A 24,475-nucleotide genomic window follows, 5' to 3' on the forward strand; every position below is an offset into this window, starting at 1 on the left:
TGGAATGTATCGGGATTATTGGAGGCAAGTATGAAAAACACTATCAGCATATTACTCGCAAGTTTACTGAGTGTCTGTGGTTTTAGTGTTAGCGCTGGTGGCGGCGGAGATATGCAGCCAGTTCATCAATATGAACACGAATTACAGCACATAGGTCTGCGCCATGCAGAGCTGTTACTAGAAGACCCAAATGTGATGTTTTTTGATGTAAATACCCTAGAACTTTGGGGAGAAGGATATATCCCTGGCGCGATTTTTTTCAATGTATCCGACTGGAAAGCACTGCTGCCAGAAAAGAAAGACACACCTATGGTGTTCTACTGCGCAAACCGCTTATGTAATGCCAGTGAAATTGCCGCACATGAAGCGCTGAAACTCGGCTACACCCAGGTAATGCGGATGCACGAAGGTATTTATGGTTGGCGTTTATCAGGCAGGCCTATTGAGAAGCCTTAAAGCCTAGAACGAAAACCTTAGGACGAAAGCAACAGCCGTGGTGAAAACCACAATAAACATAATAACAACAAGAATATATCCAAACTCCTAAAGCAAAAGTGTTTAGTAAAAAACCATAGAAAAGCTTTAGCAAAAACATTTAGCAAGATTTGTAGAGAGAGCAACTAATGAAAACCTTAATCAAAAACACCTTTAAGTTAACTTGTGTCGCTGCGTTATGTGGCAGCAGCCTATTTGTTCAAGCTAACGAAGTGGATGATGCGTCATACGCTTTGGGCGCATCAGTAGGTAAATACATCTCTAGCCGTATCTATAGTCAGGTTGATCTAGGCGCAGAAGTGAAAGTCGACACTGTGATTGCTGGTGTAGTCGATGCACTTAAAAACGAAACCAAGATGACCGACGAAGAAATTCTGACCCACCTTAATGCTCGTGCCGAAGTGTTAAACGCTGCGAAAGAAGCGCGTACAGCTAAAATCGCCGCAGATAATCTAGAGCAAGGTAAGGCGTTCCTAGCTGACAACAAGTCAAAAGATGGCGTCAACGAAACCGCTACTGGCTTGCAATATGAAGTGATCACCAAAGGCGAGGGTAAAACCCCGCTAGAGTCAGACATTGTCACTGTGCACTACAAAGGCCAGCTAATCGACGGCACTGTGTTTGATGATTCTTTTGAACGTGACGAGCCAAACCGCTTCCCACTAATGACGGTAATTGAAGGTTGGAAAGAAGGTTTAGGTTTAATGCCTGAAGGCTCTAAATACCGTTTAACCATTCCTGCTGAGCTAGCGTATGGCGAAAAAGAGGTCGGCATTATTCCACCTAACTCAACGCTGATTTTTGAAGTAGAGCTAGTAAAGGTTGAAGAGCCTGGTAGCACCCACCACAGCATGGGTGGAATGGGCATGGGCGGTATGGGTTCATTCCACAAGTAAGCAGCAAAACTAGCTTTCTATAAATTAACAAGTGCTGCTAGCGAAACATTGGCACCTCCTCAACTATCCAGCCAATTGTCGCTAGCGAGACACTTCCGCACTGCCTGATGCAGTGCGCCACTTTCACAGGAACAAGCAGGAGATTGGTATGAGTTTACTGGCTATTGCGATGGCAATCACCCTGCTTTGCTTTATTGCTCCACTTTGGGCACACCGTTTCTCCGTGGTGGAACAACAAGATAATGAAGGCCAATCTATCCCTATCCTCCCTTCGCTATCTTGGTTAGAACTGCCGAGTATGCTCACCTTAGTGTTGCTGCTTGTTCCTCTTTTTATTTATGGGCAATTAGGGCGTTTTAGCGAATGGAATCAAGGGTTTGTAGATGAAAATATTGATTACCTTATCGCTGCCGACATTAACAAGAACGCCCGCGAAGTTAGCGAGCAGCCACTAAACAAAGTGGCGCTGCTGAATCTTGCCCATGCCTATGCCGAAGGCGGTAAGTACGGTGAATCGGTCGACACCTTAAACAAATTACTGGCAATAGAGCAGGACGCAGAAGTATTAGGTATGAAAGCCAATGCACTCTATTACCGTGATGGTCGAGATATGAGTATTGAGGTCAAGCTGGTCTTGGCGCAAGCACTCGCACTCGATCCAAATGAAGTTCAATCTTTGCTGCTAATCGCTACTGATGCCTTTTTGAATAAGGATTTTCACAGAGCCATTAGCCATTGGCAGCAATTATTGGACAGCAACAACCTAAGCATTAACCGCGCATCAATTGAAAATGCAATCTTGAAAGCTGAGCAAAATATAGCTAACCAAACCGTGACTGCATCTGAGTAGAGTCATCAAAAAGGTTACAAGAAGTCAGCATTAGCTGACAGATGGAGGATGCTGTGAGTGAAAATTTAGAGAGACGACGGTTCCTAAAATTTTTAGGTGCTGGCTCGTTGATCGTTGCACCCCTAGGGTGTAGCTCTGTCGACGAGGACAAAAACAGCAACCAACCACATTACATAATGGTGTTTGACCAAAATAAATGTGTTGGTTGTGGCGACTGTAAAGTTGCCTGTAATCAAGCAAACAATCTACCCGAAGGTAAATCTCGGGTAATGATGGAGCAGCAAAGTGGCGGCGTTGAAGGGCAGGTTTGTCCACAATGTGGCAAAACTAGCTGCGAGTGTGAACGCAAATATGTTCGTGTGTCATGTCAGCAATGTCAAAACGCACCATGTGTGACAGTCTGCCCAACAGGCGCGGCGCACCGTGATGCTAAGACTGGCATTGTGACTATGGACAAAGCTAAATGTGCGGGTTGTAAGTACTGTATTGCTGCTTGCCCATACGATGCGCGTTACATCAACAAAGAAACTGATGTAGCTGATAACTGTGACTTCTGCCTTGAAAGCAAACTGGCAAAAGGCGAGTTACCAGCCTGTGTGCAGAGCTGTCGTTACGATGCCCTTATCTTTGGTGACGCTAACGATCCAACTTCTTATGTAAACAAGCTTCTTGCTGTAAAAGACTCGGTGCGGATTAAGTCGCACTTTGGTACTCAGCCTAGCCTGCGTTACATCCCAATTGTTAAACAGGGAGTATAAGAAATGGACGGAACTATTGAATTCACTATGGGGTTATCTGATGGCATCGCTTGGCCTTGGCCAATTGCTGTGTACCTGTTCTTTGCGGGTATTTCAGGTGGTGCTTTAGCAGTCGCATTATTTATCCGCTTTTATAAGCAGCAAACCACTAATACGCCATTTTTAAAAGCGGCGTCGTTAGTGTCATTTGCCACGATTGCTTTGGGTATGCTTTGTCTGGTTTTAGACTTAACAAACCCACTGTTCTTCTGGCGTATTTTGGTTTACTACAACCTAAATTCGGTGATGTCTGTCGGTGTAATCGCGCTAACTGCGTATATTCCGCTTACAGCATTAATGGCGCTGTTTGCGCTGGAAGAAGAAATTAAGCAAATACCTTTGCTGCGCCCGTTGGTGCCAGTGATTGAAAAGCTTAAAGGCATTCGTCGCCCATGTGAGTATGCGGTATTAGCACTTGCATTAGCGGTTTGTGCATACACCGGCTTCTTAATCTCGGCGCTAGTTCGCTTCCCGATCATCAATACTTCGGTATTGCCTGCACTGTTTGTGGCCTCTGGTTTATCAGCGGGTGCAGCGGCAGCGAAAATGCTAGCGGTAGGTATCTTCAAAGAAGACTTACACAGTCAAGATATGAAGATCTTACATGGCGCTGAATGGCCAATCATGTTTGCCGAAGCACTGTTCCTATTCATGATCATCATGTCGTTAGCGACTGGTAATGCGGGTGCACAAAGTGCATTTGAAGCATTCCATACTGGTACCTGGTCGATGGTGTTCTGGTTAGGCGTGGTGGGCTTAGGTTTTGGTGGTCCTTTGCTACTGAACTTTGCAACGGGTAAGCAATTTAGTCACTCGTCGCAAGCCTTCTACCTATCTGGCCTATGTGCTGTAGGTGGCATGATGTGCCTGCGTATGTTCATTCTTTACGCAGGGCAAAACTTCGCTATCTAGGTAGTGAGTTAAATGCGTCCCCTCTCACTTTTTAGCCGCTAATTTTGGTGTAAAAAGTGAGAGGTTTTCAACGAGATTTTACTATGAAACACATATTGTTAAGTCTGATGCTGCTATTTACCATCAGCGCCTGCAGTGCAGAGCAGCCACACGAACATGACCATCACCATGTCGGTGCAATAGGTGATCATGAGCGTTGCCATATGTGTGGCATGATGATCACTAAGTATCCGGGCCCAAAAGGCCAAATCATGTTTAACGACTCTGCAAAAAATCCAAAATTCTGCTCAACTCGTGACATGTTCAACTTTGCGCTGCAGCCAGAAAACAAGCGTAAGATTGGTCATTTATATGTACATGATATGGCGAAAACCAGTTGGGAAAAGCCAAGCGATGAGCACTTTATTGATGCAAAAACTGCCTGGTATGTCTATGGCACTAGCCGCAAAGCGGTGATGGGTAGCGCTGTAGCAACTTTTTCTACTGAGCAAGCAGCTACCGAGTTTGCTAGAGAGTTTGGTGGTGTCGTGTTGCGTTATGACGACATTAGCCTAGAGCTATTGGCGGGCAACTAGTCATGTTGGCTGTTTGTGGGGGCCATTCTATGCACGCAAGAGTAGAGCCATGCTTGCAAGAGTAAAACCGTGCCTGCATGAGAGGTCAAATATTAAACTGCAAGCCGTGCTGTGCATTGCCATGCTGGTTTGTGGCTGCCTGCTGTTCACCAGTAAGCTGCATGCTAGCGATTTTTCAACTACAGCAAGCGTAAGTCATAACAAAGCTAACATTAGTGACTATGAACACCAGCCACATCAGCTGCAAGACGATACAACTAAACCATCTGAGCCTAGCTTGAATCCGAGTTGGCAGGTTTGGGTTTCAACTACCGCGCAATTTATCGATGCCCTTGCTAGTGCACCTGATTATAGTGAAATCCACCTCAACAAGGGGTTGTATCTTGGGCAATTTACTATCTCCAGGCCGCTAACCCTGATTGGTCATTTAGCTGAAGTCGATGCCCAGGGCAGCGGCAGCGCCATTACCGTTGCAGCGAGTAAGGTGTCGATTTCTGGTTTAAGCATTCGCAATTGGGGCAATGATTTATATACCAAGAATGCAGGTATTTTAGTACGTGAGGGGAGCGACAACCTTAAGGTTTTTGACAACCAACTCAGTGGTCCAGGCTTTGGGGTATATGCCGAAAAGGTCGCCAAAATTCGTGTGTGTCATAACCGAATTGAGGGCGATGATAGTGCATTTATGCTCGATAGAGGCGATGGCGTACACCTACTTAGGGCAACAGATCCTAAAGTGCAGCACAATCATATTACTCATGTGCGCGATGGTGTGTATCTGGAGTCGGGAACAGGCAGCCTGGTTAATCACAACTATTTCGCGGCGCTTCAATATGGCGTGCATTACATGTATACCCAGGATGATGTCGGCCGTGATAACACCGCAAAAGATGTGGTGGGCGGTTATGCATTAATGAGTTCAAAGCAAATCAAACTGCACCACAACAAAGTCAGCCGAGCCAGTGAGTTTGGGGTGCTACTGAATATGACTAACGACGCCTATATTGAATACAACTCGATAGCGCAAATTATGCCTAAAGACCCTAGTGACGATGACTTATTCTCTCAGGGCAAGGGCATGTTTATTTATGCCAGTCAGAATAATCACATTAAAGCCAACAAGATAGCCGATAGCCAGGTGGGTATTGCGCTTGCACTTGGTGGCGAGAGCAACAAGGTTTATCTGAACCAGTTTTTACATAATCAAACTCAGGTACGTTACATCGGCGAAAGCCGCGTTGAGTGGAGCGAGGACCACCAAGGTAATTATTGGAGTGATTACAGAGGGCTCGATCTTAATGGCGATGGTATTGGCGATACAGCTCATGTACCAAACGACAAACTTGATCGCCTATTTTGGCTTTATCCAGAGGCCCAGTTTTTGATGGGCAGCCCAGTGGTGCAGGTATTGAAGTGGTTAGATAGCCAATTTCAAAACCTGGATAACAACGGCGTAGTAGACAGATACCCGCTGCTAAATGCTGGTCTGCAATAGAGAAATCACTATGAAGCAATCATCCCACGTCAGTCTTAATCAGGTGAGTCATCACTATGGCGAGCGCGCAGTGCTTAGCGATATTGATCTAACCCTAGAAGCGGGTAATACCCTAGCACTGCTTGGTCACAATGGTGCCGGCAAATCGACGCTAATTAAAATCATTTTAGGACTAGTTAGCCCTGTTGCAGGTATGGTTAATGTACTTGGCTGCGAGTTAAACCAAAAACCATCGGCCGCAGCGCTGCAGGCATATCGTGCGCAAATTGGTTACCTGCCAGAAAACATCAGCTTTTATGACAAAATGACAGGTCGAGAGGTGCTGGAATACTTTGCTGCACTTAAAGGTGTGAGTGCCAGTAAAGTCGCGCACATTATCGACGAGTTTGGTCTTGGTTACGCCAAAGATCAGCCAATTAAAACCTATTCTAAAGGCATGAAGCAGCGTCTTGGTTTTGCTCAGGCGATTGTCGCTGAGCCTAAATTGCTGCTTCTAGATGAGCCAACGGTTGGGTTAGACCCACAGGCATCGCAGTTTTTGTATAGCAAGGTGGCAGAGCTGTCTAAAGCGGGCTGCAGTATTATTGTGTGTACCCATGAGCTAAACCTGATCGAGCCACACCTGGATGTCGCCATGTTAATGGGGCGAGGGCGCTGTCTAGCTGTGGGTGACTTACCTAGCTTGATGGCAACCGAGCAACTGCCAGTAATTATTCGCGTGCCAGGTATCGGGCACTGGATTAACGCCCATCCGCAATTGCAGCCGTTTTATTATCAAGGTGAACTGCGTTGTCAGCTTGAGCAAAAAACCGAGCTGGTGGCCTATTTAGCTAGCATCAATCAGTTTGAATTTACCGTGAAGCAGCCTAGTTTAACTGATCTTTACCACAACAAGGTGTCACAACTGCAGCAGTGTAATGATGATGGTATCAGCTTTATTGAAAGTGACAGCAATGCTTTAGTCGATCGGTCTAATGCGAGCTATGGGCATACAAAAGCGAATGGTTCGTTGACTCTAGGAGGCGCAGTATGAGTGTGCAATTACCAAGTCGTTTAGGGCTTATCGCTACCGTTGCTCGCAAAGAGCTAATGGACTGCATCCGCAACCGTTGGCTGCTGGTGATTTTTTGCCTATTTACGTTAATGTCTCTGAGCGTGTCTTTTACTGGCAGCGTGGTGACCGGCAGTTTGGCAATTCCACCGCTTAATAGCGTGATCACTAGCTTATCGACTTTGTCGGTATTCATTATTCCGCTAGCCGCAATCATGCTGAGTTACGATGCTTTTGTGGGTGAAGAAGAGGCTGGCACTATGTTGTTGCTGCTAAGCCTGCCGATTAACCGCACTGACTTATTGTTAGGTAAGCTCGTTGCCCATGGCGGCGTATTGTCAGTAGCCATAATGCAAAGTTTTATGCTGTGTGCAGGTTTATTGCTGGCATTTAGCGACAGTTATCAACTCGCGCCAACATTTACTGCCTTTGCCATGTTGGCACTATCGAGCAGCTTGCTAGCAATTACGTACAGTTTAATGAGCTTTGTGGTGAGTCTTATTTTTACCGAAAAAGCAAAGGTCATCGCCAGCTTGCTGATCATCTGGTTTTGCTTTGCGATGATTTATGACCTCGTGCTACTGACCTTGCTGGTGGCTGATGCAGGTGCAATGTCGCAGTGGTTAGTGAATGTGATGATGCTACTCAACCCTACCGATCTATATCGCGCAATTAACCTGGTAAACATAGATACTTCAGGCTCATTAATGCAGCGCTTACCCTTGTTTAATTGGCATGTTGGTGTGCTAGTTGGCATGTTGCTGGTGTGGCCAATAGTGCTGTCTGGTATTGCTAAGCGGCTATTTAACCGCAAAGCCTTGTAAAACTGTACCATGTTGTAACTAGCTTCATGTTTTTTAAGGAAAGTTTTACCGTATAGACAGTGACGAAGATCACGCGGCCTAATTAATGTAACCGCATATGCCTATAATTGGGTAGGTTGTCACAGCAACTAGCAGCACACTTTACTAATATGCACGGTGGAGATGAGAGTGTGCGCTGTGATGAAGGGTGAGCTGTGATTAAAGTAACGCCATATTTAGACTTTGACCAAGATACCAAAGTACTAAAAGATCGAACGAATAACGCGGTCGTCGAGCTGAGTTATTCAGAGGCTGCTATTTTTGCGTATTTACTGGAGACACGCGACGAAATTGTAACTAAAGAAAAGTTGCTAGAAGTAGGTTGGCCTGATCGCGTTGTTGCTGCCACCTCATTACCTCAATGCATTAGTACCTTGCGTAAAAAGCTTGACCCCTATACTGAAGTTCAACTAAAAACCATCGCTCGCCGCGGTTATCAACTGCATGTTACTGAAAAATCTCACGTTACCATGGTCAGCATGTCTGATCCTAAGTCGATTAAAGCGGCGTTGATAGACGTATCTTTACTAGTTAAGGTGATGGGGATACTGGTGCTATTGGCGATAGTTGCCTGGGTTTGGTACCACAGTGACTATCATAGCGTGGTGAAAAAATCCGCCGTTTGGGATACGTCATCAACTGTGCCGATTACCTTACGTGAGGTAGAAGAGAAATTACCGCTATTTCATACTGGCGCCGAGCAAAATTTACACCCGTCTATGTGGCAAAAGCACATTGCCCCAGAAGCTAATGTAAAAGGCTTGTTTGAGTCGTTTGATGGCTTTGCGCTTGCCGATAATCAGCTGTATTCGTTTGCTGCTTGTTTAGATGTTGAAGACGGCAAGTGTGTTGGCAAGCAACTAATGAATATGGCAATGATTGCACAGGATCCAGCTGGCCTTAACATGATTGAGTTTGATCAGCTAAGACAAATCATGGAAGAGCGTATTCGCTATAACCGTGAGTTGATCCCCGCCGGTAGTGTCGATGATGGGGAGATTGAAGAACATCACTACCACGCGGATGTCTACTTCCCTGTTGCTAATAAGCTGCTGGTACGCGCTGACTTAGGCATTTCTCTGGTGTATGAGCAGCCACTTGGCGGCAAGTTCTATTACTCAGCATGTATTACCGATCAAGACTGTTTAACCACACCGATTAAATATAAGGTTCGCGGTGAGTTTCAACAGTATCGTCAAACTCTAGGTGATTATGAAGTGGATGTGTTCCACGTTAAGTCGCTGCAGAAAAACCTGATCCGCCCTGAGAATGTCAGTGACTCCGCCATGTATTTTTATCGCGAAATCCGCAAACATAACGTGCGCGATGAAGAGATGTTCTTCTATCGGGTAAGCCATACTCACAACTCAGCGGTGTGGATTATGCCATTGTTTGAGAATGTGGTGACCTGGACCCACTACGAGAAAGTCATGCTTTAAACTGTCGTTGGTATTCGATTTTATAGTAAAGCAGTGGTGAAATACCGCTGCTTTGTTGTTTCTGAGCTTAGCTAATCTGCAATGTAAGTTTGTTAGGTATTAATCGCTTTCAATATTCCCACACTATCAGCAACAAAATCAGCGCTTTATGTCTGTTATGTTAATTTGGCGGGCTAAAATTCTGTCGATTATTCTCGACGTCGATTTATAAATACTACAATTAACCTCTTTTTAACTTGCTCGATTTAAGGCATTATTAATTCCAACGTTTTTATTTACAAACCGTACAGCCAACCAAAGCTGTATCTTATTCAATTTTTGTTTGTTTTAATTCGTTGATTTTTATGGTTTTTATTATTTTGCTTGTGATGCTGTTCTGTAGCTGAATCTGGGCTAGAAAATCCAAACTGTGGCAGAGATAGTTTTGGTAAGTATCTGTTATGCGTTTGATCACACAATTGCTATATTGTAGTACAATTGAAAGCCTGTTTTGGATTATAGTCCACTAAAGCATCAAAGATTAAGGTTGAACGATGGAACTTAACACGATTGTTGTAGGGGTATACTTCTTATTCCTCGTGGGTATTGGTTGGATGTTTAGATCATTCACCACCAATACCAGTGACTACTTCCGTGGCGGCGGTAACATGCTGTGGTGGATGGTAGGTGCAACTGCGTTTATGACGCAGTTTAGTGCTTGGACCTTTACTGGTGCGGCTGGTAAAGCTTATACAGATGGCTTTGCCGTCGCTATCTTGTTCTTAGCCAACGCCTTTGGCTACTTCATGAACTATGTTTACTTCGCCCCTAAGTTCCGTCAATTACGCGTAGTAACCGTTATCGAAGCCATTCGTATGCGCTTTGGTAAAGCCAACGAGCAGGTATTTACCTGGACTGGCATGCCAAACAGCGTTATCAGCGCGGGCATCTGGCTAAATGGTCTCGCAATTATCGCTTCAGGAATCTTTGGTTTTGATATGACCACCACCATTATCCTTACTGGTTTAGTGGTGCTTGTGATGTCGGTAACTGGTGGCTCATGGGCGGTTATCGCATCTGACTTCCTACAAATGCTAGTGATTATGGCGGTAACCATTACCTGTGCGGTTGCGGCTGTCATTCACGGTGGCGGTGTTGATAATATCATCGAAAACTTCCCTGCTGAGTCATTCATTACCGGTAACGACCTGAACTACCTAAGCATTTTTGCGCTTTGGGGTGTGTTCATCTTCCTTAAGCAGTTCAGCATTACTAATAACATGCTTAACTCATACCGTTACTTAGCTGCAAAAGACTCTAAAAACGCTCGTAAAGCAGCATTGCTTGCTTGTGTGCTAATGACTATGGGTCCAATCATTTGGTTTATGCCAAGCTGGTTTATTGCTGGTGAAGGAGTGAATTTAGCCGCTGCATATCCTGATGCAGGTAGTAAAGCCGGTGACTTCGCTTATTTATACTTCGTAGAGAAATACATGCCTGCAGGTATGGTTGGTCTACTTATTGCGGCTATGTTCGCTGCGACCATGTCATCAATGGATTCAGGCTTAAACAAGAACTCGGGTATCTTTGTTAAGAACTTCTACGAGCCAATTCTACGCCCTCAAGCGGCAGAAAAAGAGCTGGTATTAGTGTCTAAGCTAACCTCTACCGCCTTTGGTATTGCGATTATCTTAGTTGCGCTATTTATCAACTCGCTTAAAGGCTTAAGCCTGTTTGACACCATGATGTATGTAGGTGCCTTGATTGGTTTCCCTATGACGATTCCAGCTTTCTGTGGCTTCTTTATCAAGAAAACGCCTGACTGGGCGGCATGGGGCACATTGGTTGTTGGTGGTATCGTATCGTTCGTCGTCGGCTTTATGATCACTCCAGAGATGATTCAATCTACCTTTGGTCTTGAGCATGAGTTAACAGGCCGTGAGTGGTCTGAGCTTAAAGTTGCGCTTGGTCTAACAGGTCACATGATCTTTACCGCAGGTTTCTTCTGCCTATCGACTCTGTTCTACAAGCCGCTATCTGACGAGCGCCAAAAAGATGTAGATAAGTTCTTTGAAAATCTAGCGACGCCGCTGGTTGCTGAATGTGACGAGCAGAAGAAGCTAGATAACAAGCAACGTAAGATGCTAGGTACACTGATCTCAGTAGCAGGTATCTTCATTATGGCAATGTTCTTCCTGCCAAATGACTTCTACCCAAGCCTGATCTTCGTATTGTGTGGCTCGATTGTTCTGTCGGTTGGTTTACTGCTGATTAAAGCAGTAGACGACAAAGTTGAAGAGCAAGCTGATGCTGCAGCTAAGGCAAATGCGTAGACCTTAGCAAACGTAAAAGATGGTCGATTAAACAGTTAACCCTGTTACCCTGCAAATAAAACGACCTGAAAAAGCCACTTGGTGACCCAAGTGGCTTTTTTATTGTTGTACGTTCCGTACTTGGTTAATGGGTTCATTAACTCTAGATAGTTGCACTCAGCTTACGGCCTTTGTAACCGAGCTAGCTGATCACGCCTGCAGCGGGCTTATGTGCAGGTACAACCACGAGACGCCGTGAACCCATCCATGGGGGCTTAACCAAGACCAAAAACGTCCCTGTTAAACAGCCAGTTCGGCGTCCATGCCTCTCGCTCAAAACGTTTCACAAAGTGAAACTTCGCCTTGTCTTGGATACTCGCTGTTGTACCTACACTCGATAATTTCATCTCTTCGATTTTATGATTGAGATAGCTATATAGAGTGGGCTATCAAGAACGGCTTGCTTGAACGACTTGATTAGCCATCTACCGCATGGATGCGGTAGCTGAGCTTCCAGGGGATGGATTTACAGCGTGCTAATCAAGGTTCGAGTGAGATGTGTTTACGATGGGACTGTGAGTGCTTAGTCGGGTTTGCAGGCGGCAACAAAAAGAGCACCCTGAGGTGCTCTATGATTTAGTTCTGCAGCGATGTAACCACTGCTACTAAGTCAAAGCTATTGCTTCAAATCTAACTCGTAAAAGCTGACTTGGGTGTAGTCACCAGCTTCAATACCATTGTTAGTACAGCCTGTGCCCCAGACTGGGTGTTTAGTGCCTTGGTTACACTGGTTGTAAGCACCGACTTTAAAGTACATCCAGTCGTTGCCATAGCCTTGGTCGAGTGGGTGACCTGGATAAGGCTTGCTTAGGTCGGTTTTAAATACCTTAGTTTCAGCGGCATCGGTACCTGGATTTTTTACAAAAGTCAGGGTCATGATGTTATCTGCCACAGTCACATCGTAGCTAAATAACTCACCTAATTTAATGCCGTTGTCTGGGTTTGCATCGGCCTTGGTTAGTTCTGCCGAGCCCCAAATTGGGATTGGCACATCGTAGCGGTCATTAATGTCTTTCGGGAAGATTTCATAGTTCCAAAACAGTGAGCCATGCTCATGGTTTGGTAGTTTACGGTAGTAAATCTTTAGCGGCTCAACCTTGCTTGAACCATGGATTTGACCCACAACCACAGAGTGGGTTGGGAACTTACTGTCGTCGCCACTGGTGCTTACCCAATCAACGCTTAAGGTAGCACTCATTTGGCCGCCAACTGCGCCGTATTTGTCTTTATTTGGGTTGGCTGCCACAACAAAGTTATTACTTGGGTGCTTTGGTCCAATCTCGGTTTTTTCACCGCGTAGCATGATGCGTAGCTCAGAGCGCGCATTACTGCTGTTTTTGGTGGTTGGCGCAGTGTTCGGTGAGGTCATCACCATGGCGCCATTTTCTGGGTTGGTGTAAAACCAGAAATGGTTGGTATAAGGGTGAGTCTTGTCGTTGAGCTCATCAACTTCAATTTCCATTACTTGACCTTTGCGTGCAGGCTTGTGGTCGGCAATTGGCAGATTGATTTTCATTTTCGATAAATCAAAGTTCTGCGCAGGAGCAAGTGTGGCATCGAGCTTTTGTGTCAGCTTGGCTTTATAAGCCGCTTGTTGCTCTACGAGTGTATCAGCACTTGTTGCCGTGCTGACTGCACAGCTTGCTAGCAGTGCTAGAGATAGCATTGAAGGTTTAAACTTGGTCATAGGGTCCTCGTAATCTTGCAGTTCTTGTGAGCCGCAGTTATGTCTCAGACAAATCTAATAAAGGCGCCAGTTTGCGAATTGATTAGCAAACTGGCGCCCTAATGGTTATTGCTTTTGCAGTAGCAGCTCGATGTCGCGCTGCTCCCAAATTTCAGCGAGGTTTTTGTTCACTGTAAATTGGCTAAAGTCGGTATCTTGTGCCAGCTTGATCCATTCAGGCTTATTGAGTGACTCTCCTGCTTTTAAGTACACGCTAGTCATACGCTCAACGCGGCGGCGCTTGTCTTTTTGGCTATATGGCCAAGGTTTTTGTGCATCGTGGTAACTTGCCATTAAGCTGATGCCTTTCTCTAAAGAACCACCTTGGTCGTTTTGATAGTTCCATAGGTCAACGTTAACCTTTTCGCCTAATTCAGCGATGCCAACTAACGGCACTAGGCTGAAGTAGTGGTAATGGTAGGCGCGAGTACGTGCTATTTCGTGTGGCTGTGAGCCGTCGGCAGCAAACTGGGTATCAACCCGCATCTTGCCTTTTTGTACCATGACTTTAGTTAAGTGTTCATTACCTAAGAAGTAGCTAATGCCAGCGATTTGATAGTCATACCAGGTGCCATGGTTGTTGGGCGCGGCAGCTTCGCCTTTAGGGCCGCCAGCGAGATCGGCTTCAAGCATCCAGTCTAGATAATCGCTATACCACTGTTTAATTTGTTTTTCGTCATTGTCAGTCCAGTGCTTTGACTGAGATAAAATTGCAATAGCATCCAGTAGACGATCGGCTAGTGTCCGGGTATCAATAATACCGCTGCGGCGGCCATCTGCCCGGCCTGGCACACCTTGGCCGTAATTAACATTCGGATTCATCTTAGTTTTTTCATTGATAAACCAGGTGCGGATAAACTCGATGCCTTGCTTGGCATAGGCTTCATCCTGACTAAAGTAATAAGCTAGTGCGATGGCACGAGTGGAACGGGTGAACTTACCAATGCGCTTGGAGTCGGTTTCATTGGTTTTCGATGCCGGGTTAGTTTTACCGTCATGGCGGATCCACGGCAAGCCATCTGCTTTAGTTTCATCTGGCCACCAGTAAGGGCTGATACTGAGGTAATCATTCTTGCTGCCACTTGGTGGTGTCATGCCTTTATTGGTTACGCTAAAAGGCGCTTGCTTCATAGCGATATCGGCTTCTTCAATAAGGCGCTGATAAGCCTGACGCATGTTGTCACTGGCTTTGTCTGATTGCAGTACCTGCCTGTTATGCTTGAGTACATCTTCGTCTAAGAATACAAAGTCGGCCGCGTAAACACCTTGGCTCAAGCTCATAGCGGCAGTTAACAACGCAAGTGGTGTAGCTTTCATTCTGATCACGATTTAGTCCCCTAATTTTAAAAATTGGGTCAGAGTAAAATGTTAAATTTTGACGGTTTACTCTGACCCAAACTGTCAGTTCCTGCTATTTGTGTTCTATGTTGATCTTGTTGAACGACACCTCAAATATCTGGTTTTGATATTGGGTGTCTGGCTTGATTTGCGGATAGATCCCCGCTTTGAAATAGAAGGTCTCGTTAAGCCAGTCTTTGGTTAAGGTGTATTTATTACCGTCGTTTGCTTCTACTGGCACACCCCATGGCAGCTCTTTACTCGTGGTGACACCATTAATGGTGGTTGATACAGTAATTGCTTGTTTGTCGGCGTGGATGTCATAGCGCCAGTTGTCGTGGGCTTTGACTGTGCCAAGGTCAACACTAAATGACTGGCAGTCACTACAGGTTTCATTATTAGGTTCAAACTTGTCATTGAAGATCACCCGAACCGGTGTGTTTTCCCCTTCCCATAACAGCTTTACCAGTGCTTGCTTGATTTCATAGCCGTGGATTTGCCCGAGAATAACTTTAGGAGCAATGCCGCTGATTTGTGGGTACTGCTCAATTTGCAACTCGCTACTTAAAGTATGGCTGTTATTAATAGCCCAGTTTTGATTGCTACTGCTGCAGCGATTACTCGTTTGGTAGTTGTATAGCTCTCTTAGCTCTGAGCGCACATAGTTAGAATTAGTCGTGGTTGCCCCTTTATCACCCAGGTTGACGTAGAAGTGCGCGCGCTTGTCATTGCTGTCGACCCAAAAATAGTCGAGGCGAGTGTCGTTAGATAAGGTTTGCTTGCCTGAGCAGTCAGCAGGGATAAGCTCTGCGGCGCTATCGCCACCGCTGCCGTAAAAGTCGTCGCGACTAATTGGCAGGGTTAACTTCCATTGCTCAATATTCCAATCGCATTCTGGGCAGGTGCCTGGAGAAGGTTCTGGTCCAGGACTAGGTTCTCCACCGCTGGAACCGCCACATCCATATAAAGCAAAACCAAGAGTAAGGAATACTACTGTTGTCGTTTTTCTCATGTTGTTAATCCTGCGCTTAACTTGTAAATAAATAATACAATATAGATCTTGAAAATTGCTCGGTTTTGCTTCAGATTTTGTGTGATCCAAATCATAAATACAATTTGTCGTTTTGGTTGGATTTCTCGCTATATTTATAAGCCGTTGATTTTAATAGTGTTTAAAATCCTGTTTCAGCTGTAAATAAAGTGTTATCGAAAAAAGTCAAAAAAAGTTGCGCTGTATCACAGATAAAACGAGCTAAAAATAAAACAATAACATAACACAAATAAGGGGAGCGTTTATAAGATGAAGATTAGCCTAATTGCCGGTTTAGTTGCCGTAGGTTTACTAGGCGCCTGCTCAGCACCACAGCAATATGCTGAAGTTGAGAAGGGAACTGTAGTTAACCAGGTTGCAGTTGAGTCAATTGTTAAACACGACAAAGCAGTGGTGAATGCCAGTGCAATTCCAGTTGTAGATAGTGCAGCACTTAAATCTAAGCTGACTTCACTAGCTGATGGAGAAGAGCTAATCCTTGAGCCTGGTAAGTACCCGGACCTTGGTGTGTTGAAAATCAAAGCCAACAACGTTGTTATTAAAGCTAAAGAGCCAGGTAAGTCTTGGTTTACTGGTTTGGTACAGCTAGTGCTAGAAGGTGACAACATTACGCTAGATGGTGTGGTGTTCTCTGAAGGTGGCCCAGCAGAGCGTATGGGTGGCATTCGCTTTAAAGGTAACAACAATACCCTACAAAACTCGACATTCTACTTCTTTAATGACAAGTACAAGTACGAGCCAGATGCGCGTCGTGACGAGTATCCAAAGTACCTTTGGATTGCGATGTGGGGTAAGAACAACAAGATTTTAAACAACACTTTCCAGGGTAAGCATAAGCGCGGCACCTTGTTAGGTATTCAAAAAGAAAAAGGTGACGAAACTGCTGACAATCACGTGATTAAAGGCAACCTTTTCTACGACCACAAGCACAATCAGTATGAAGAGTTTTTCTACAGCGATGCTATTCGCTACAACTCAAATAGCTGGGAAGTGATCCGTGTAGGTGACTCTAAGAGTTCTATCTACCCATCTAAAACTCTAATTGAAGACAACCTGTTTTATGAGTGTGACGGTGAAACTGAGCTGGTTTCATTAAAGTCTGGTGGTAACAACATCCGTGGCAACACCATCATGAATAGTGCGTCGATGATCTCCCTGCGTCACGGTACTTACAACACAGTTGAAAACAATATCATCCTAGGTAACAGCAAATACCGCTCAGGTGGTATCCGCTTGTACGACGAAGGCCATGTTATTCGCAATAACTACATTGAGCGTGTAATGGGTACAGGTAACGTACGTGGCGGTATTGCAATCAACACTGGTATTACCGATGTTCAAAATGGCGAGCGTTTAAGTACTGAAGTGAAGGGTAAAGGCTTAAACAAGCAAGCAACACCATACAAGGTAACCATTGAGAACAATACTGTTATCAACTCGCGTCAAAATATTCTTTATTCAGACAAGGTACATCGCGTCAGTATCTACGATAACAGCAAAGTGGGCATGATTTACGCGGGCACGGACATCAAGTTTAAGAACAACCTGTCGTACGCAAAAATCAAGAAAACCCTTGCTGTAAAAGGTAACGACGAGAAAGCCAAGCTAGTAAACCCTACTTACGAAAACGAGCTGTACTTCGGTAAAACCAAAGGCTTAGAGCTTCCTAGCCAAGGTATTAGTACGGCAGAACCAGAGCTGAAAGTAGGCGCAAATGGCCTGATTGAAGCTGTGGGATATGACGGTGGTGCTAAGAATTTGAAAGTGCTAACCATGGCCGACACTGGCGCTAGCTACACAATTCAAAAATAACTTAAAAATTAGATAATAAAGATATAGGACGTTGTATGAAACTTAATAAATTATCGCTATTTATTAGTGCTGTATTCGCTGTTTCAACCCTTACTGCTTGTGACTTTTATGATGAGCCAAACTCAGGTGGTGACAACCCTGAGCCACCAGAGCCTCCTGTAGGTGACCTTGTACCTGACTATGTTTATGACGGTGCAGCGGCAGATCTACATGCATTTATTAATGCTGCAGAAGATCAAAATGATGATGAAAAGCTAGTTATCTTGCTAGATAACAGCGTGAGTTTCGCCAATATGGGTGATCTTGTGTTAGACAACGAGCTGCCAGTTATCTTAATCGGTGGTGACGCTGATTACGATGGCCAAGAAGGTTCTGTGTTTGGTGACCCAGCCACTATCGCAGGTGGTGACACCTGTGTGGTGATTTCTAATGACAATATGCAACTACGCAATATTGTATTCAAAGATACAGTGCCTACGTGTAAAGACAGTTCAACCACAACTCTGATCAATGTGGGTACGTCGAGCTCGATGGGAAGCGATTATGACACTGTAGAGAGCAAGCCAAGTGGTGTGGTGTTATCTCAGTTGACCATTGACGGTGAAAACCTAGAGTCAAAAGGTCATGACGGTGACCATACAGATTGGATCATGGTGCGTGGTAACGGCACGCAAATTGTAAATAGTCTATTCACAAATAAGCCAAACGAGAAAGGCTCAATCATTACTGTACAAGGTACCAGCTCTTCTCATAAGGATGTTGTGATCAGCCATAACCACTTTGATAAGTATGCCGTAGGTAATACTTTTAGTGGCACCAATGAAGCGTTTGGTATCCGCATCGGTACCTCTAGCTCTTCTAAAACTGATTATGTCACTAACACGACTATTAGCGAAAACTTGTTCACTGACGTGAATGCATCTCGTCGCCTAATTTACGTTCGTACCTCTGGTAACACTATCGAGAACAATACCTTTGAAGCATCAAATGGTTTCATCTCGCTAGAGGGTGGTGTGGACAACACAGCTAGCAGCAACGTGATTATCAATGACGGTGCTGGTGATGATAGCGGTAAGTACGAAGCGGGTATTCGTATTATCTCTCAAGGTCACACAGTGACTAACAACTACATCTACAACGGTGGCCGTTCTAAGACCGGTAACGAAGTGGGTTCAATCTCAATCCTTGATGAAGAGTTAGATAGCCTAGAGAAATCACTATCTACTGTTGCTAACAACACCATCATTAGTTCTAAGCAACCTTTCATCTTCGGCAAATCAGGCAACTGTACTGCTGACTCTGAAGTAGCGTTTAAAGACAACTTAATTGCTAACGGTGTCGACGGCGTAACATCAAGCGACTACGGCATGCGTGATGACTGTGTACTAGCTGACACATCAACTTGGGAAGGTGACGTATTTGCGGTAACTACGCTAGCGAAAGAAGGCAACTATGACGTGGTAGCTGGTGAGCGTGACAACTTAGGTAACGGCAACGCAGAAGTTGCTGAGACAGCTGAAGGCAACAAGGTTTACCTAGCCACGGCCGAAGGTAACGTTGCCGGTAAAGGTGCATCAAACCTAGTTAAGTTAACTGCTGAGCAAGTAGGCCCAGACGCTGCAGAGTAATCTGCAGTTTCATATAAAGATTGAGTTGAATTTAGGATAAAACAAAATGAAAAAGTATCTTGCATTAGCAATCTTGGGCGCACTTAGTTTCAACGCTCAAGCAGATGATGATTACGTAAAACCGGGTACCAGTAACGTAGCGATTAAGTGGGAACACAAACTTTTAGATGGTCGTACTACACGCCCTAAGATTGAGTTTGGTCACCGTATGCGTAACGGTTTTAAATTTGGTTTTGAGCAAGTTTGGGAATACGACCGCTCTGAACCTGAACTGTCTCAAGGCTTCGCTCCTAAGCAGTATGAGCTAACGTTCAAGACTGACTATGAGCACCGTTTTGGTGACAATAACGAACAGCGTGTAGGTGCAGTTTTAGATTATCAACTAAAAGAAACGGCTAAAAACGTACGTGTTGGTGCTTACTACGGCTACAAGTTCAGCAGTGACTTTAACGTTAAAGTACGTGCGCGTTATAGCCAAAACATCGATCGCATGTCGATTAAAGACAATGTGGAAGATAGCTACTACCGTGATGACCTAAACAAAGAAATGCGTTATGACGCATGGTTCACATACTACTATGGTGATTTCCGCTTTGTTTACACGTTGATTTACTTCAACAAGTTGTCATCTGAAAAAGATAGTAACGGTAACGAGAAGCACGTGTTTGATAACAACAAACAAAGCAAGTTTGAGCATGAATTTGCTGTTAACTACCGCTTCCCAAATGCGAAGAAGCACACAATCTACGGTAAGTACAAGTACAAGTCTGAGCTACTAAAAGACAGCCACAAAGCTGAAAATAACGGCGGCTACGACTGGTATGGTAAAACTGATACCGCTATCGAATTTGGTTACAAGTACAAGTTCTAAACCAAAATCGATACATAGTTACAGCTAAGCGAGGTAGGTAATCCCCCTAGCTGCCGCCTCGCCAGGCTGTAAACGAGTTCTCCCTTAAGTGCCGTATCGCGAGTAGCAAGTACTCAAGCTACGGCACTTTTCGTTTCATAGGCTGCTATTACGGTATCAGCAAAGGTTTGCGACTAGTAGATTCAATTGAGACAAGCAGGGGCGAATAAGTGTGAGTCAGGAATGAGTTTTAATCTTTATATATCGCTATTATACTGACCATAAATATTATTACTTGTAAGATTCAAGTAACGCATAAGCGAACAAATACCACACACGATGGTATATAAGAATATAAAGATGAGAGTAAAAGACAGGGTTAAAGACACTGTCTGGAGATTGAGTCACTAGCCTGCTTTGGTTTCATTATAGTTAGCTGAAATTAAAGTAAAATACTTGGCTGAGTTTAATTGCTTACACAGTTGGCAAAGCCACAGTAGTTCAGGGTTTAGTCGGTTTTTATGGCTAATTTGCTAGCCAAAAGACACAAGATTATTGCACTGAAATTGCTATTCACACCCATCTGCTCCAGTAGTTTATCAATAACATCAGTATTGTCTTTTGTATTAATTAACGTGTAATACAAGATGGATAGCCAGTATATGAGCACCCAATTTACACCTATCGGCGGGTCAAAACGGAGTCTGCATGTGCAAGTTGCCTGTGAAATGGCGCGAAGCATTATTTCAGGTGACCTGCCTCAAGGCGATATTATTCCTGGTGAGATGGAGCTTTGCACCCAGTTCGGTGTTAGCCGCACAGCACTGCGTGAAGCAATTAAGTTATTAACTTCTAAAGGTTTGCTAGAGTCTAAGCCAAAGGTCGGCACCCGTGTGCGACCACAAGAGCACTGGAACTACCTAGATTCACAATTACTCGATTGGCTGATTGATATGGATAAAACTGAGTATCTGTATCACGAGTTTTTAGCACTGCGTAAAGCCATTGAGCCTGAAGCATGTGCCTGTGCCGCTCGTAATGCCTCGGTAGAGCAGCGTATGCAGCTTTCTGAACTGTTCCAAAAGATGGATAGCATCGCCAAAGGTTTTGATCAGGACGAGTGGGTTGATGTAGACCTTGAGTTCCATAAGCTGATTTTCATCTCAACTGGTAATAGCTTTTTCTTGCCATTTGCCAACGTGCTTTCAACTATGTTTAAGAGCTTCTTCCATCACGCCTCTAAGCGCGGAACAACTTGTATTGAAGAACATAGAGCAATCTATGAGGGCATTATGGCGGGGAATGCAGACAGAGCGCGTCAAGCTAGCCTAGACCTGCTAACTGCAAGTGACCATGAGCTAGAAGCGATTCAATAACGCAAAGCGCTATACTCCCAGTGTAGATTCAAAGGCCAGTGTCTAACGACATTGGTCTTTTTGCATTCAGCGGCTGAGCAAATGACACCGTCGCAATCAACCTACGGTAAATCTAATCGTGCCTAATGCCGCCATTGCTGTACCTCTAGCCCAAATCTAGCTAGGAACTTGTGGGGCACGCGAGCATTTGAGCTCAGTTAATGTCGTCATCAACACCAAGTTTACTCTGACCCAATTGTTAAAAGCTAATCTGTTTAACCTAAGTTTGGTGGTGATTTGTATCTTTATAGATGATTGGTCTAGTTGTGTTCTGCTTTAAGTTCAGTGGCTTATGTCTAATTGATTAGGTGGGTGATGGTGATACTTTGGTGTCTATATCGATTGGAAAGCCTGGATTGATGAGGTTTACTCTGACCCAAACTTTAATGGGGTGATTTTGTGGCATAAAAAATCCCCGAATTCCGTATCAGGGATATAAAAGAGTGCCACTTGCGTGGTAGGGTTTTATCGTTATTGTTATATCCGCTAGGCTGAAGTGCCGCAGCCTGGCAGGAGCATATCTTTACTGGTTGTGACTACTCTGGTCGTAGCCTTTGGGTCTTACTTTATTTTTAGCGTTTAGTTAACGGCAAGAGTGTTAATTAAACGCTAAATATGCCAATGAACGGCTAAGAGTTAGCTGTTTAGCGCAGCAACTGCTTCACGTACTAGCGCACCAATCTCATCCCACTTTTGGTTGTCGATTAGGTTTGCTGGCACCATCCAAGTACCGCCACATGCAACTACGGCGTCGATGTTTAGGTAATCGTTAACATTCTTTGGTGACACGCCGCCAGTAGGCATAATGGTAACTGGGTAAACTGCGGTTAATGCTTTTAGCATGGCCACGCCGCCTGATGGCTCAGCTGGGAAAAACTTTAAGGTATCTAGCCCCATTTCCATTGCTTGCTCAACCAAAGATGGGTTGTTTACACCTGGAATGATTGGCATGCCGCGTTGCTGACAGTATTTAACCGTGTTCGGGTTAAAGCCTGGGCTCACGATGAAGTCAACGCCTGCGTCAATCGCCGCGTCTACAGTTTCTGAGTTAAGGACTGTGCCAGCACCAATTAGCATGTCTGGGTAAGCTTCACGCATGTTCTTAATTGCTTGGGCTGCAGCTGGTGTTCTGAAAGTGATTTCAGCACATGGCATGCCGTTTTCAACTAGTACTTTACTGAGTGCAACTGCATCGTCGGCATTCTTGATGGCGATAACAGGGATCACTTGTAACTGCTTTAGTCTTTCGTTGAGCGTGCTCATTAAGTTTCCTTATAACTGTACTTCAAATAGTGAGTATCAAAATGGTTGGCGTACCTAGTTGCTATTTGTCGGCTTAAGCTTGTGGCATCAAGGCTTTATCTATGATGGCGCCTTTATGCTGGATAACAATGCCTGCTAGTCTGTGACCGGTTTGCGCTGCGATGCTGGCGTCGCCGCCAAGCAGGCGTTTTGCCATGTAACCTGCGGCAAATGAGTCACCGGCTGAGGTGGTGTCGACCACTTTTTCAACTAGGGTTGCTGGAACGCTTATTTGGCTTTCTTGAGTGGCAATAATGCACTCTTGGGCACCTCGCTTAATCACAACTTCAGTGACGCCAGCTTCAAAGCTGCGGGCTAAACACTGGTCGATTTCGCTATCACCAAATAAGGCTTCTTCGTCTTCAAATGTCAGTAATCCGATGTCGGTTAGGGCTAACATTTTTAGGTAATTTTGTTGCGCTTGCACCTTGCTGTCCCAAAGGCGTGGGCGGTAGTTGTTGTCGAATACCACTTTGCCGCCGTTGGCTTTGCACTTAGCAAGTACGTCGAATAGCACCTGCCGGCTTTGCTCGGTCAAAATCGCCAAGCTAATACCCGACAGGTAAAGCACGTCGAACTGGCTTAACTCGTTTAGCAGCTCTTGACTAGCTTGTTCTAGCCAGAATTTTGCTGCGGCTTCGTTGCGCCAGTAGTGGAAGCTACGCTCGCCGGTTTCGTCTACCTCAATGGCATATAAGCCGGGCAGGCGATCTTCCATTACTTGAACGTGCTGAGTGTCTATGCCTTCTTGTTGCCAAGTACTAAGCATTTCCTGGCTGAAAAAGTCCTGGCCTAACCCGGTAAAGTAGCTAATCGACATTGCCTCACCTTGAGTAAGACGCGATAGGTACACTGCGGTGTTAAGGGTGTCACCACCAAAATTTTGAGCCAATTCACCGTCGCGTTGCTGTAACTCGACCATGCATTCGCCAATAATCCCGACTTTTAACATAGACATAGTGCTCCTTTACCCGTTACAGAAAGTCTTGACGAGCAGGGTTGAACATATCGATTAAGATGCTGTCTTGCTCTAGTGCAACAGCGCCATGTAATACGTTCTTAGGTGCAATGTAAGCGTCGCCTACTTTTAGGATTTTCTTCACGCCATCGATTTCTGCTTCAAAGCTACCAGCAGCGACGTAACCAATTTGGTCGTGGATGTCGTGCGTATGAGGATGACCAATTGCGCCTTTGTCGAACTTAACAAATACCGCCATTAGATCAGGTGTGTAACCAATGATTTTGCGTGATAGGCCGTCACCTAGATCTTCCCAAGGCGTGTTGTCATTTTCAAAAAATGGATTCATCTTTTCTCTCCTGTGAAATGCCACATCGCGTTATTCAAATGAATAACGACTTCGACGAACTCGTAGGCACTGATTTTATTAGCACTTTGTTAGCCTTCAACTTGTCATAGTGATGACGGGTCGTTGGCTTTTATTTGCAGCTATTTCAGCCTGCTTTGCTTTATTGACCATGCTCATCACCATTGACGCACACGATCTTTATCTATTTTGTTGAACCTAGTGTACACGCAAAATACGATTATTTGTAATACAAATCTCTTCGCTCTGTGATCTGCTTCCAATTTGTTCAGTACTGAATTTATTGTTGTGCTTTTATGTTGTT

At 44.8% G+C, this 24,475-nt stretch carries 21 protein-coding genes; 15 read left to right on the plus strand and 6 right to left on the minus strand.

From position 1 onward, the window contains the following. Positions 1-30 precede the first annotated feature (30 nt). The 11 genes from G3R49_RS15295 to G3R49_RS15345 all read left to right on the plus strand — a co-directional run bounded on the left by G3R49_RS15295 (position 31) and on the right by G3R49_RS15345 (position 11,685). Entirely contained in the window at positions 31-456 is a 426-nt protein-coding gene (locus tag G3R49_RS15295) for a rhodanese-like domain-containing protein (RefSeq protein WP_130599687.1), read from the plus strand. 167 nt (positions 457-623) lie between these two features. After that, the gene (locus G3R49_RS15300; RefSeq protein ID WP_130599685.1) at positions 624-1,391 is read left to right on the plus strand and encodes an FKBP-type peptidyl-prolyl cis-trans isomerase; all 768 of its coding nucleotides are present in this window, start codon (positions 624-626) and stop codon (positions 1,389-1,391) included. 148 nt (positions 1,392-1,539) lie between these two features. Continuing rightward, positions 1,540-2,241, plus strand: coding sequence for a nitrite reductase (locus G3R49_RS15305; protein ID WP_167870270.1), 702 nt, complete (start codon positions 1,540-1,542; stop codon positions 2,239-2,241). A 53-nt stretch (positions 2,242-2,294) separates the two neighbouring features. Continuing rightward, positions 2,295-2,999 carry a 4Fe-4S dicluster domain-containing protein gene (locus G3R49_RS15310; RefSeq protein WP_130599681.1) on the plus strand — a complete coding sequence of 235 codons (705 nt, stop codon included), beginning with the start codon at positions 2,295-2,297 and terminating at the stop codon, positions 2,997-2,999. A 3-nt stretch (positions 3,000-3,002) separates the two neighbouring features. Next, entirely contained in the window at positions 3,003-3,950 is a 948-nt protein-coding gene (gene nrfD, locus G3R49_RS15315; protein WP_167870271.1) for an NrfD/PsrC family molybdoenzyme membrane anchor subunit, read from the plus strand. A gap of 83 nt (positions 3,951-4,033) precedes the next feature. Continuing rightward, positions 4,034-4,525: a nitrous oxide reductase accessory protein NosL gene (locus tag G3R49_RS15320; RefSeq protein WP_167870272.1), complete on the plus strand. Its 492-nt coding sequence runs from the start codon at positions 4,034-4,036 to the stop codon at positions 4,523-4,525. A 49-nt stretch (positions 4,526-4,574) separates the two neighbouring features. Beyond that, positions 4,575-6,020, plus strand: a complete 1,446-nt coding sequence (gene nosD / locus G3R49_RS15325; protein WP_167870273.1) for a nitrous oxide reductase family maturation protein NosD — start codon at positions 4,575-4,577, stop codon at positions 6,018-6,020. Positions 6,021-6,030: 10 nt separating this feature from the next. Then, positions 6,031-7,053 carry an ABC transporter ATP-binding protein gene (locus tag G3R49_RS15330; RefSeq protein WP_167870274.1) on the plus strand — a complete coding sequence of 341 codons (1,023 nt, stop codon included), beginning with the start codon at positions 6,031-6,033 and terminating at the stop codon, positions 7,051-7,053. Then, positions 7,050-7,895, plus strand: coding sequence for an ABC transporter permease (locus G3R49_RS15335; RefSeq protein WP_130599671.1), 846 nt, complete (start codon positions 7,050-7,052; stop codon positions 7,893-7,895). The genes G3R49_RS15330 and G3R49_RS15335 overlap by 4 nt, the downstream gene beginning before the upstream one ends. Positions 7,896-8,089: 194 nt before the next feature. After that, the gene (locus G3R49_RS15340; protein WP_167870275.1) at positions 8,090-9,373 is read left to right on the plus strand and encodes a winged helix-turn-helix domain-containing protein; all 1,284 of its coding nucleotides are present in this window, start codon (positions 8,090-8,092) and stop codon (positions 9,371-9,373) included. Positions 9,374-9,906: 533 nt separating this feature from the next. Continuing rightward, entirely contained in the window at positions 9,907-11,685 is a 1,779-nt protein-coding gene (locus tag G3R49_RS15345; protein ID WP_167870276.1) for a sodium:solute symporter family protein, read from the plus strand. Positions 11,686-12,340: 655 nt separating this feature from the next. On the opposite strand, the gene G3R49_RS15350 is transcribed toward G3R49_RS15345, so the two are convergent. From G3R49_RS15350 to G3R49_RS15360, 3 genes are all read right to left on the minus strand, one after another. Next, a complete protein-coding gene (locus G3R49_RS15350; RefSeq protein ID WP_167870277.1) occupies positions 12,341-13,411 on the minus strand; it encodes a polysaccharide lyase family 7 protein in 1,071 nt (356 codons plus the stop codon). Positions 13,412-13,516: 105 nt separating this feature from the next. Beyond that, positions 13,517-14,767 carry an alginate lyase family protein gene (locus G3R49_RS15355; RefSeq protein ID WP_167870297.1) on the minus strand — a complete coding sequence of 417 codons (1,251 nt, stop codon included), beginning with the start codon at positions 14,765-14,767 and terminating at the stop codon, positions 13,517-13,519. Positions 14,768-14,861: 94 nt separating this feature from the next. Further along, positions 14,862-15,800 carry a polysaccharide lyase family 7 protein gene (locus G3R49_RS15360; RefSeq protein WP_167870278.1) on the minus strand — a complete coding sequence of 313 codons (939 nt, stop codon included), beginning with the start codon at positions 15,798-15,800 and terminating at the stop codon, positions 14,862-14,864. A gap of 288 nt (positions 15,801-16,088) precedes the next feature. Here G3R49_RS15360 and G3R49_RS15365 point away from each other — a divergent pair, with 288 nt between their 5' ends. The 4 genes from G3R49_RS15365 to G3R49_RS15380 all read left to right on the plus strand — a co-directional run bounded on the left by G3R49_RS15365 (position 16,089) and on the right by G3R49_RS15380 (position 21,505). Then, positions 16,089-17,651 carry a polysaccharide lyase 6 family protein gene (locus G3R49_RS15365; protein ID WP_130599661.1) on the plus strand — a complete coding sequence of 521 codons (1,563 nt, stop codon included), beginning with the start codon at positions 16,089-16,091 and terminating at the stop codon, positions 17,649-17,651. 35 nt (positions 17,652-17,686) lie between these two features. Further along, positions 17,687-19,279: a chondroitinase-B domain-containing protein gene (locus tag G3R49_RS15370; protein ID WP_130599659.1), complete on the plus strand. Its 1,593-nt coding sequence runs from the start codon at positions 17,687-17,689 to the stop codon at positions 19,277-19,279. Between the two features lie 46 nt (positions 19,280-19,325). Then, positions 19,326-20,150 carry a hypothetical protein gene (locus G3R49_RS15375; RefSeq protein ID WP_130599657.1) on the plus strand — a complete coding sequence of 275 codons (825 nt, stop codon included), beginning with the start codon at positions 19,326-19,328 and terminating at the stop codon, positions 20,148-20,150. A 641-nt stretch (positions 20,151-20,791) separates the two neighbouring features. Continuing rightward, a complete protein-coding gene (locus G3R49_RS15380; protein WP_130599655.1) occupies positions 20,792-21,505 on the plus strand; it encodes a FadR/GntR family transcriptional regulator in 714 nt (237 codons plus the stop codon). A 675-nt stretch (positions 21,506-22,180) separates the two neighbouring features. Here the strand turns inward: G3R49_RS15380 and G3R49_RS15385 are convergent. The 3 genes from G3R49_RS15385 to G3R49_RS15395 form a co-directional block, all read right to left on the minus strand. Continuing rightward, the gene (locus G3R49_RS15385; RefSeq protein ID WP_130599653.1) at positions 22,181-22,807 is read right to left on the minus strand and encodes a bifunctional 4-hydroxy-2-oxoglutarate aldolase/2-dehydro-3-deoxy-phosphogluconate aldolase; all 627 of its coding nucleotides are present in this window, start codon (positions 22,805-22,807) and stop codon (positions 22,181-22,183) included. A 73-nt stretch (positions 22,808-22,880) separates the two neighbouring features. Further along, entirely contained in the window at positions 22,881-23,804 is a 924-nt protein-coding gene (locus G3R49_RS15390; protein ID WP_167870279.1) for a sugar kinase, read from the minus strand. Between the two features lie 16 nt (positions 23,805-23,820). Continuing rightward, positions 23,821-24,153 (minus strand): cupin domain-containing protein, encoded by a 333-nt coding sequence (locus tag G3R49_RS15395; protein ID WP_130599649.1) that lies wholly within the window; start codon positions 24,151-24,153, stop codon positions 23,821-23,823. Between the last annotated feature and the right edge of the window lie 322 nt (positions 24,154-24,475).

The sequence above is a fragment of the Shewanella sp. WXL01 genome (assembly GCF_012263345.1).
Lineage (GTDB): Bacteria > Pseudomonadota > Gammaproteobacteria > Enterobacterales > Shewanellaceae > Shewanella > Shewanella maritima.

Bases quoted from the DNA above. Each gene is read 5' to 3' on its own strand.
- G3R49_RS15345 (WP_167870276.1), top strand. From the start codon at position 9,907: ATGGAACTTAACACGATTGTTGTAGGGGTATACTTCTTATTCCTCGTG.
- G3R49_RS15380 (WP_130599655.1), top strand. From the start codon at position 20,792: ATGAGCACCCAATTTACACCTATCGGCGGGTCAAAACGGAGTCTGCAT.
- G3R49_RS15330 (WP_167870274.1), top strand. From the start codon at position 6,031: ATGAAGCAATCATCCCACGTCAGTCTTAATCAGGTGAGTCATCACTAT.
- G3R49_RS15355 (WP_167870297.1), bottom strand. From the start codon at position 14,767: ATGAAAGCTACACCACTTGCGTTGTTAACTGCCGCTATGAGCTTGAGC.
- G3R49_RS15305 (WP_167870270.1), top strand. From the start codon at position 1,540: ATGAGTTTACTGGCTATTGCGATGGCAATCACCCTGCTTTGCTTTATT.
- G3R49_RS15295 (WP_130599687.1), top strand. From the start codon at position 31: ATGAAAAACACTATCAGCATATTACTCGCAAGTTTACTGAGTGTCTGT.
- G3R49_RS15385 (WP_130599653.1), bottom strand. From the start codon at position 22,807: ATGAGCACGCTCAACGAAAGACTAAAGCAGTTACAAGTGATCCCTGTT.
- G3R49_RS15370 (WP_130599659.1), top strand. From the start codon at position 17,687: ATGAAACTTAATAAATTATCGCTATTTATTAGTGCTGTATTCGCTGTT.
- G3R49_RS15335 (WP_130599671.1), top strand. From the start codon at position 7,050: ATGAGTGTGCAATTACCAAGTCGTTTAGGGCTTATCGCTACCGTTGCT.
- G3R49_RS15395 (WP_130599649.1), bottom strand. From the start codon at position 24,153: ATGAATCCATTTTTTGAAAATGACAACACGCCTTGGGAAGATCTAGGT.
- G3R49_RS15300 (WP_130599685.1), top strand. From the start codon at position 624: ATGAAAACCTTAATCAAAAACACCTTTAAGTTAACTTGTGTCGCTGCG.
- G3R49_RS15390 (WP_167870279.1), bottom strand. From the start codon at position 23,804: ATGTCTATGTTAAAAGTCGGGATTATTGGCGAATGCATGGTCGAGTTA.
- G3R49_RS15375 (WP_130599657.1), top strand. From the start codon at position 19,326: ATGAAAAAGTATCTTGCATTAGCAATCTTGGGCGCACTTAGTTTCAAC.
- G3R49_RS15320 (WP_167870272.1), top strand. From the start codon at position 4,034: ATGAAACACATATTGTTAAGTCTGATGCTGCTATTTACCATCAGCGCC.
- G3R49_RS15360 (WP_167870278.1), bottom strand. From the start codon at position 15,800: ATGAGAAAAACGACAACAGTAGTATTCCTTACTCTTGGTTTTGCTTTA.
- G3R49_RS15365 (WP_130599661.1), top strand. From the start codon at position 16,089: ATGAAGATTAGCCTAATTGCCGGTTTAGTTGCCGTAGGTTTACTAGGC.
- G3R49_RS15350 (WP_167870277.1), bottom strand. From the start codon at position 13,411: ATGACCAAGTTTAAACCTTCAATGCTATCTCTAGCACTGCTAGCAAGC.
- nrfD (WP_167870271.1), top strand. From the start codon at position 3,003: ATGGACGGAACTATTGAATTCACTATGGGGTTATCTGATGGCATCGCT.
- nosD (WP_167870273.1), top strand. From the start codon at position 4,575: ATGCTTGCAAGAGTAAAACCGTGCCTGCATGAGAGGTCAAATATTAAA.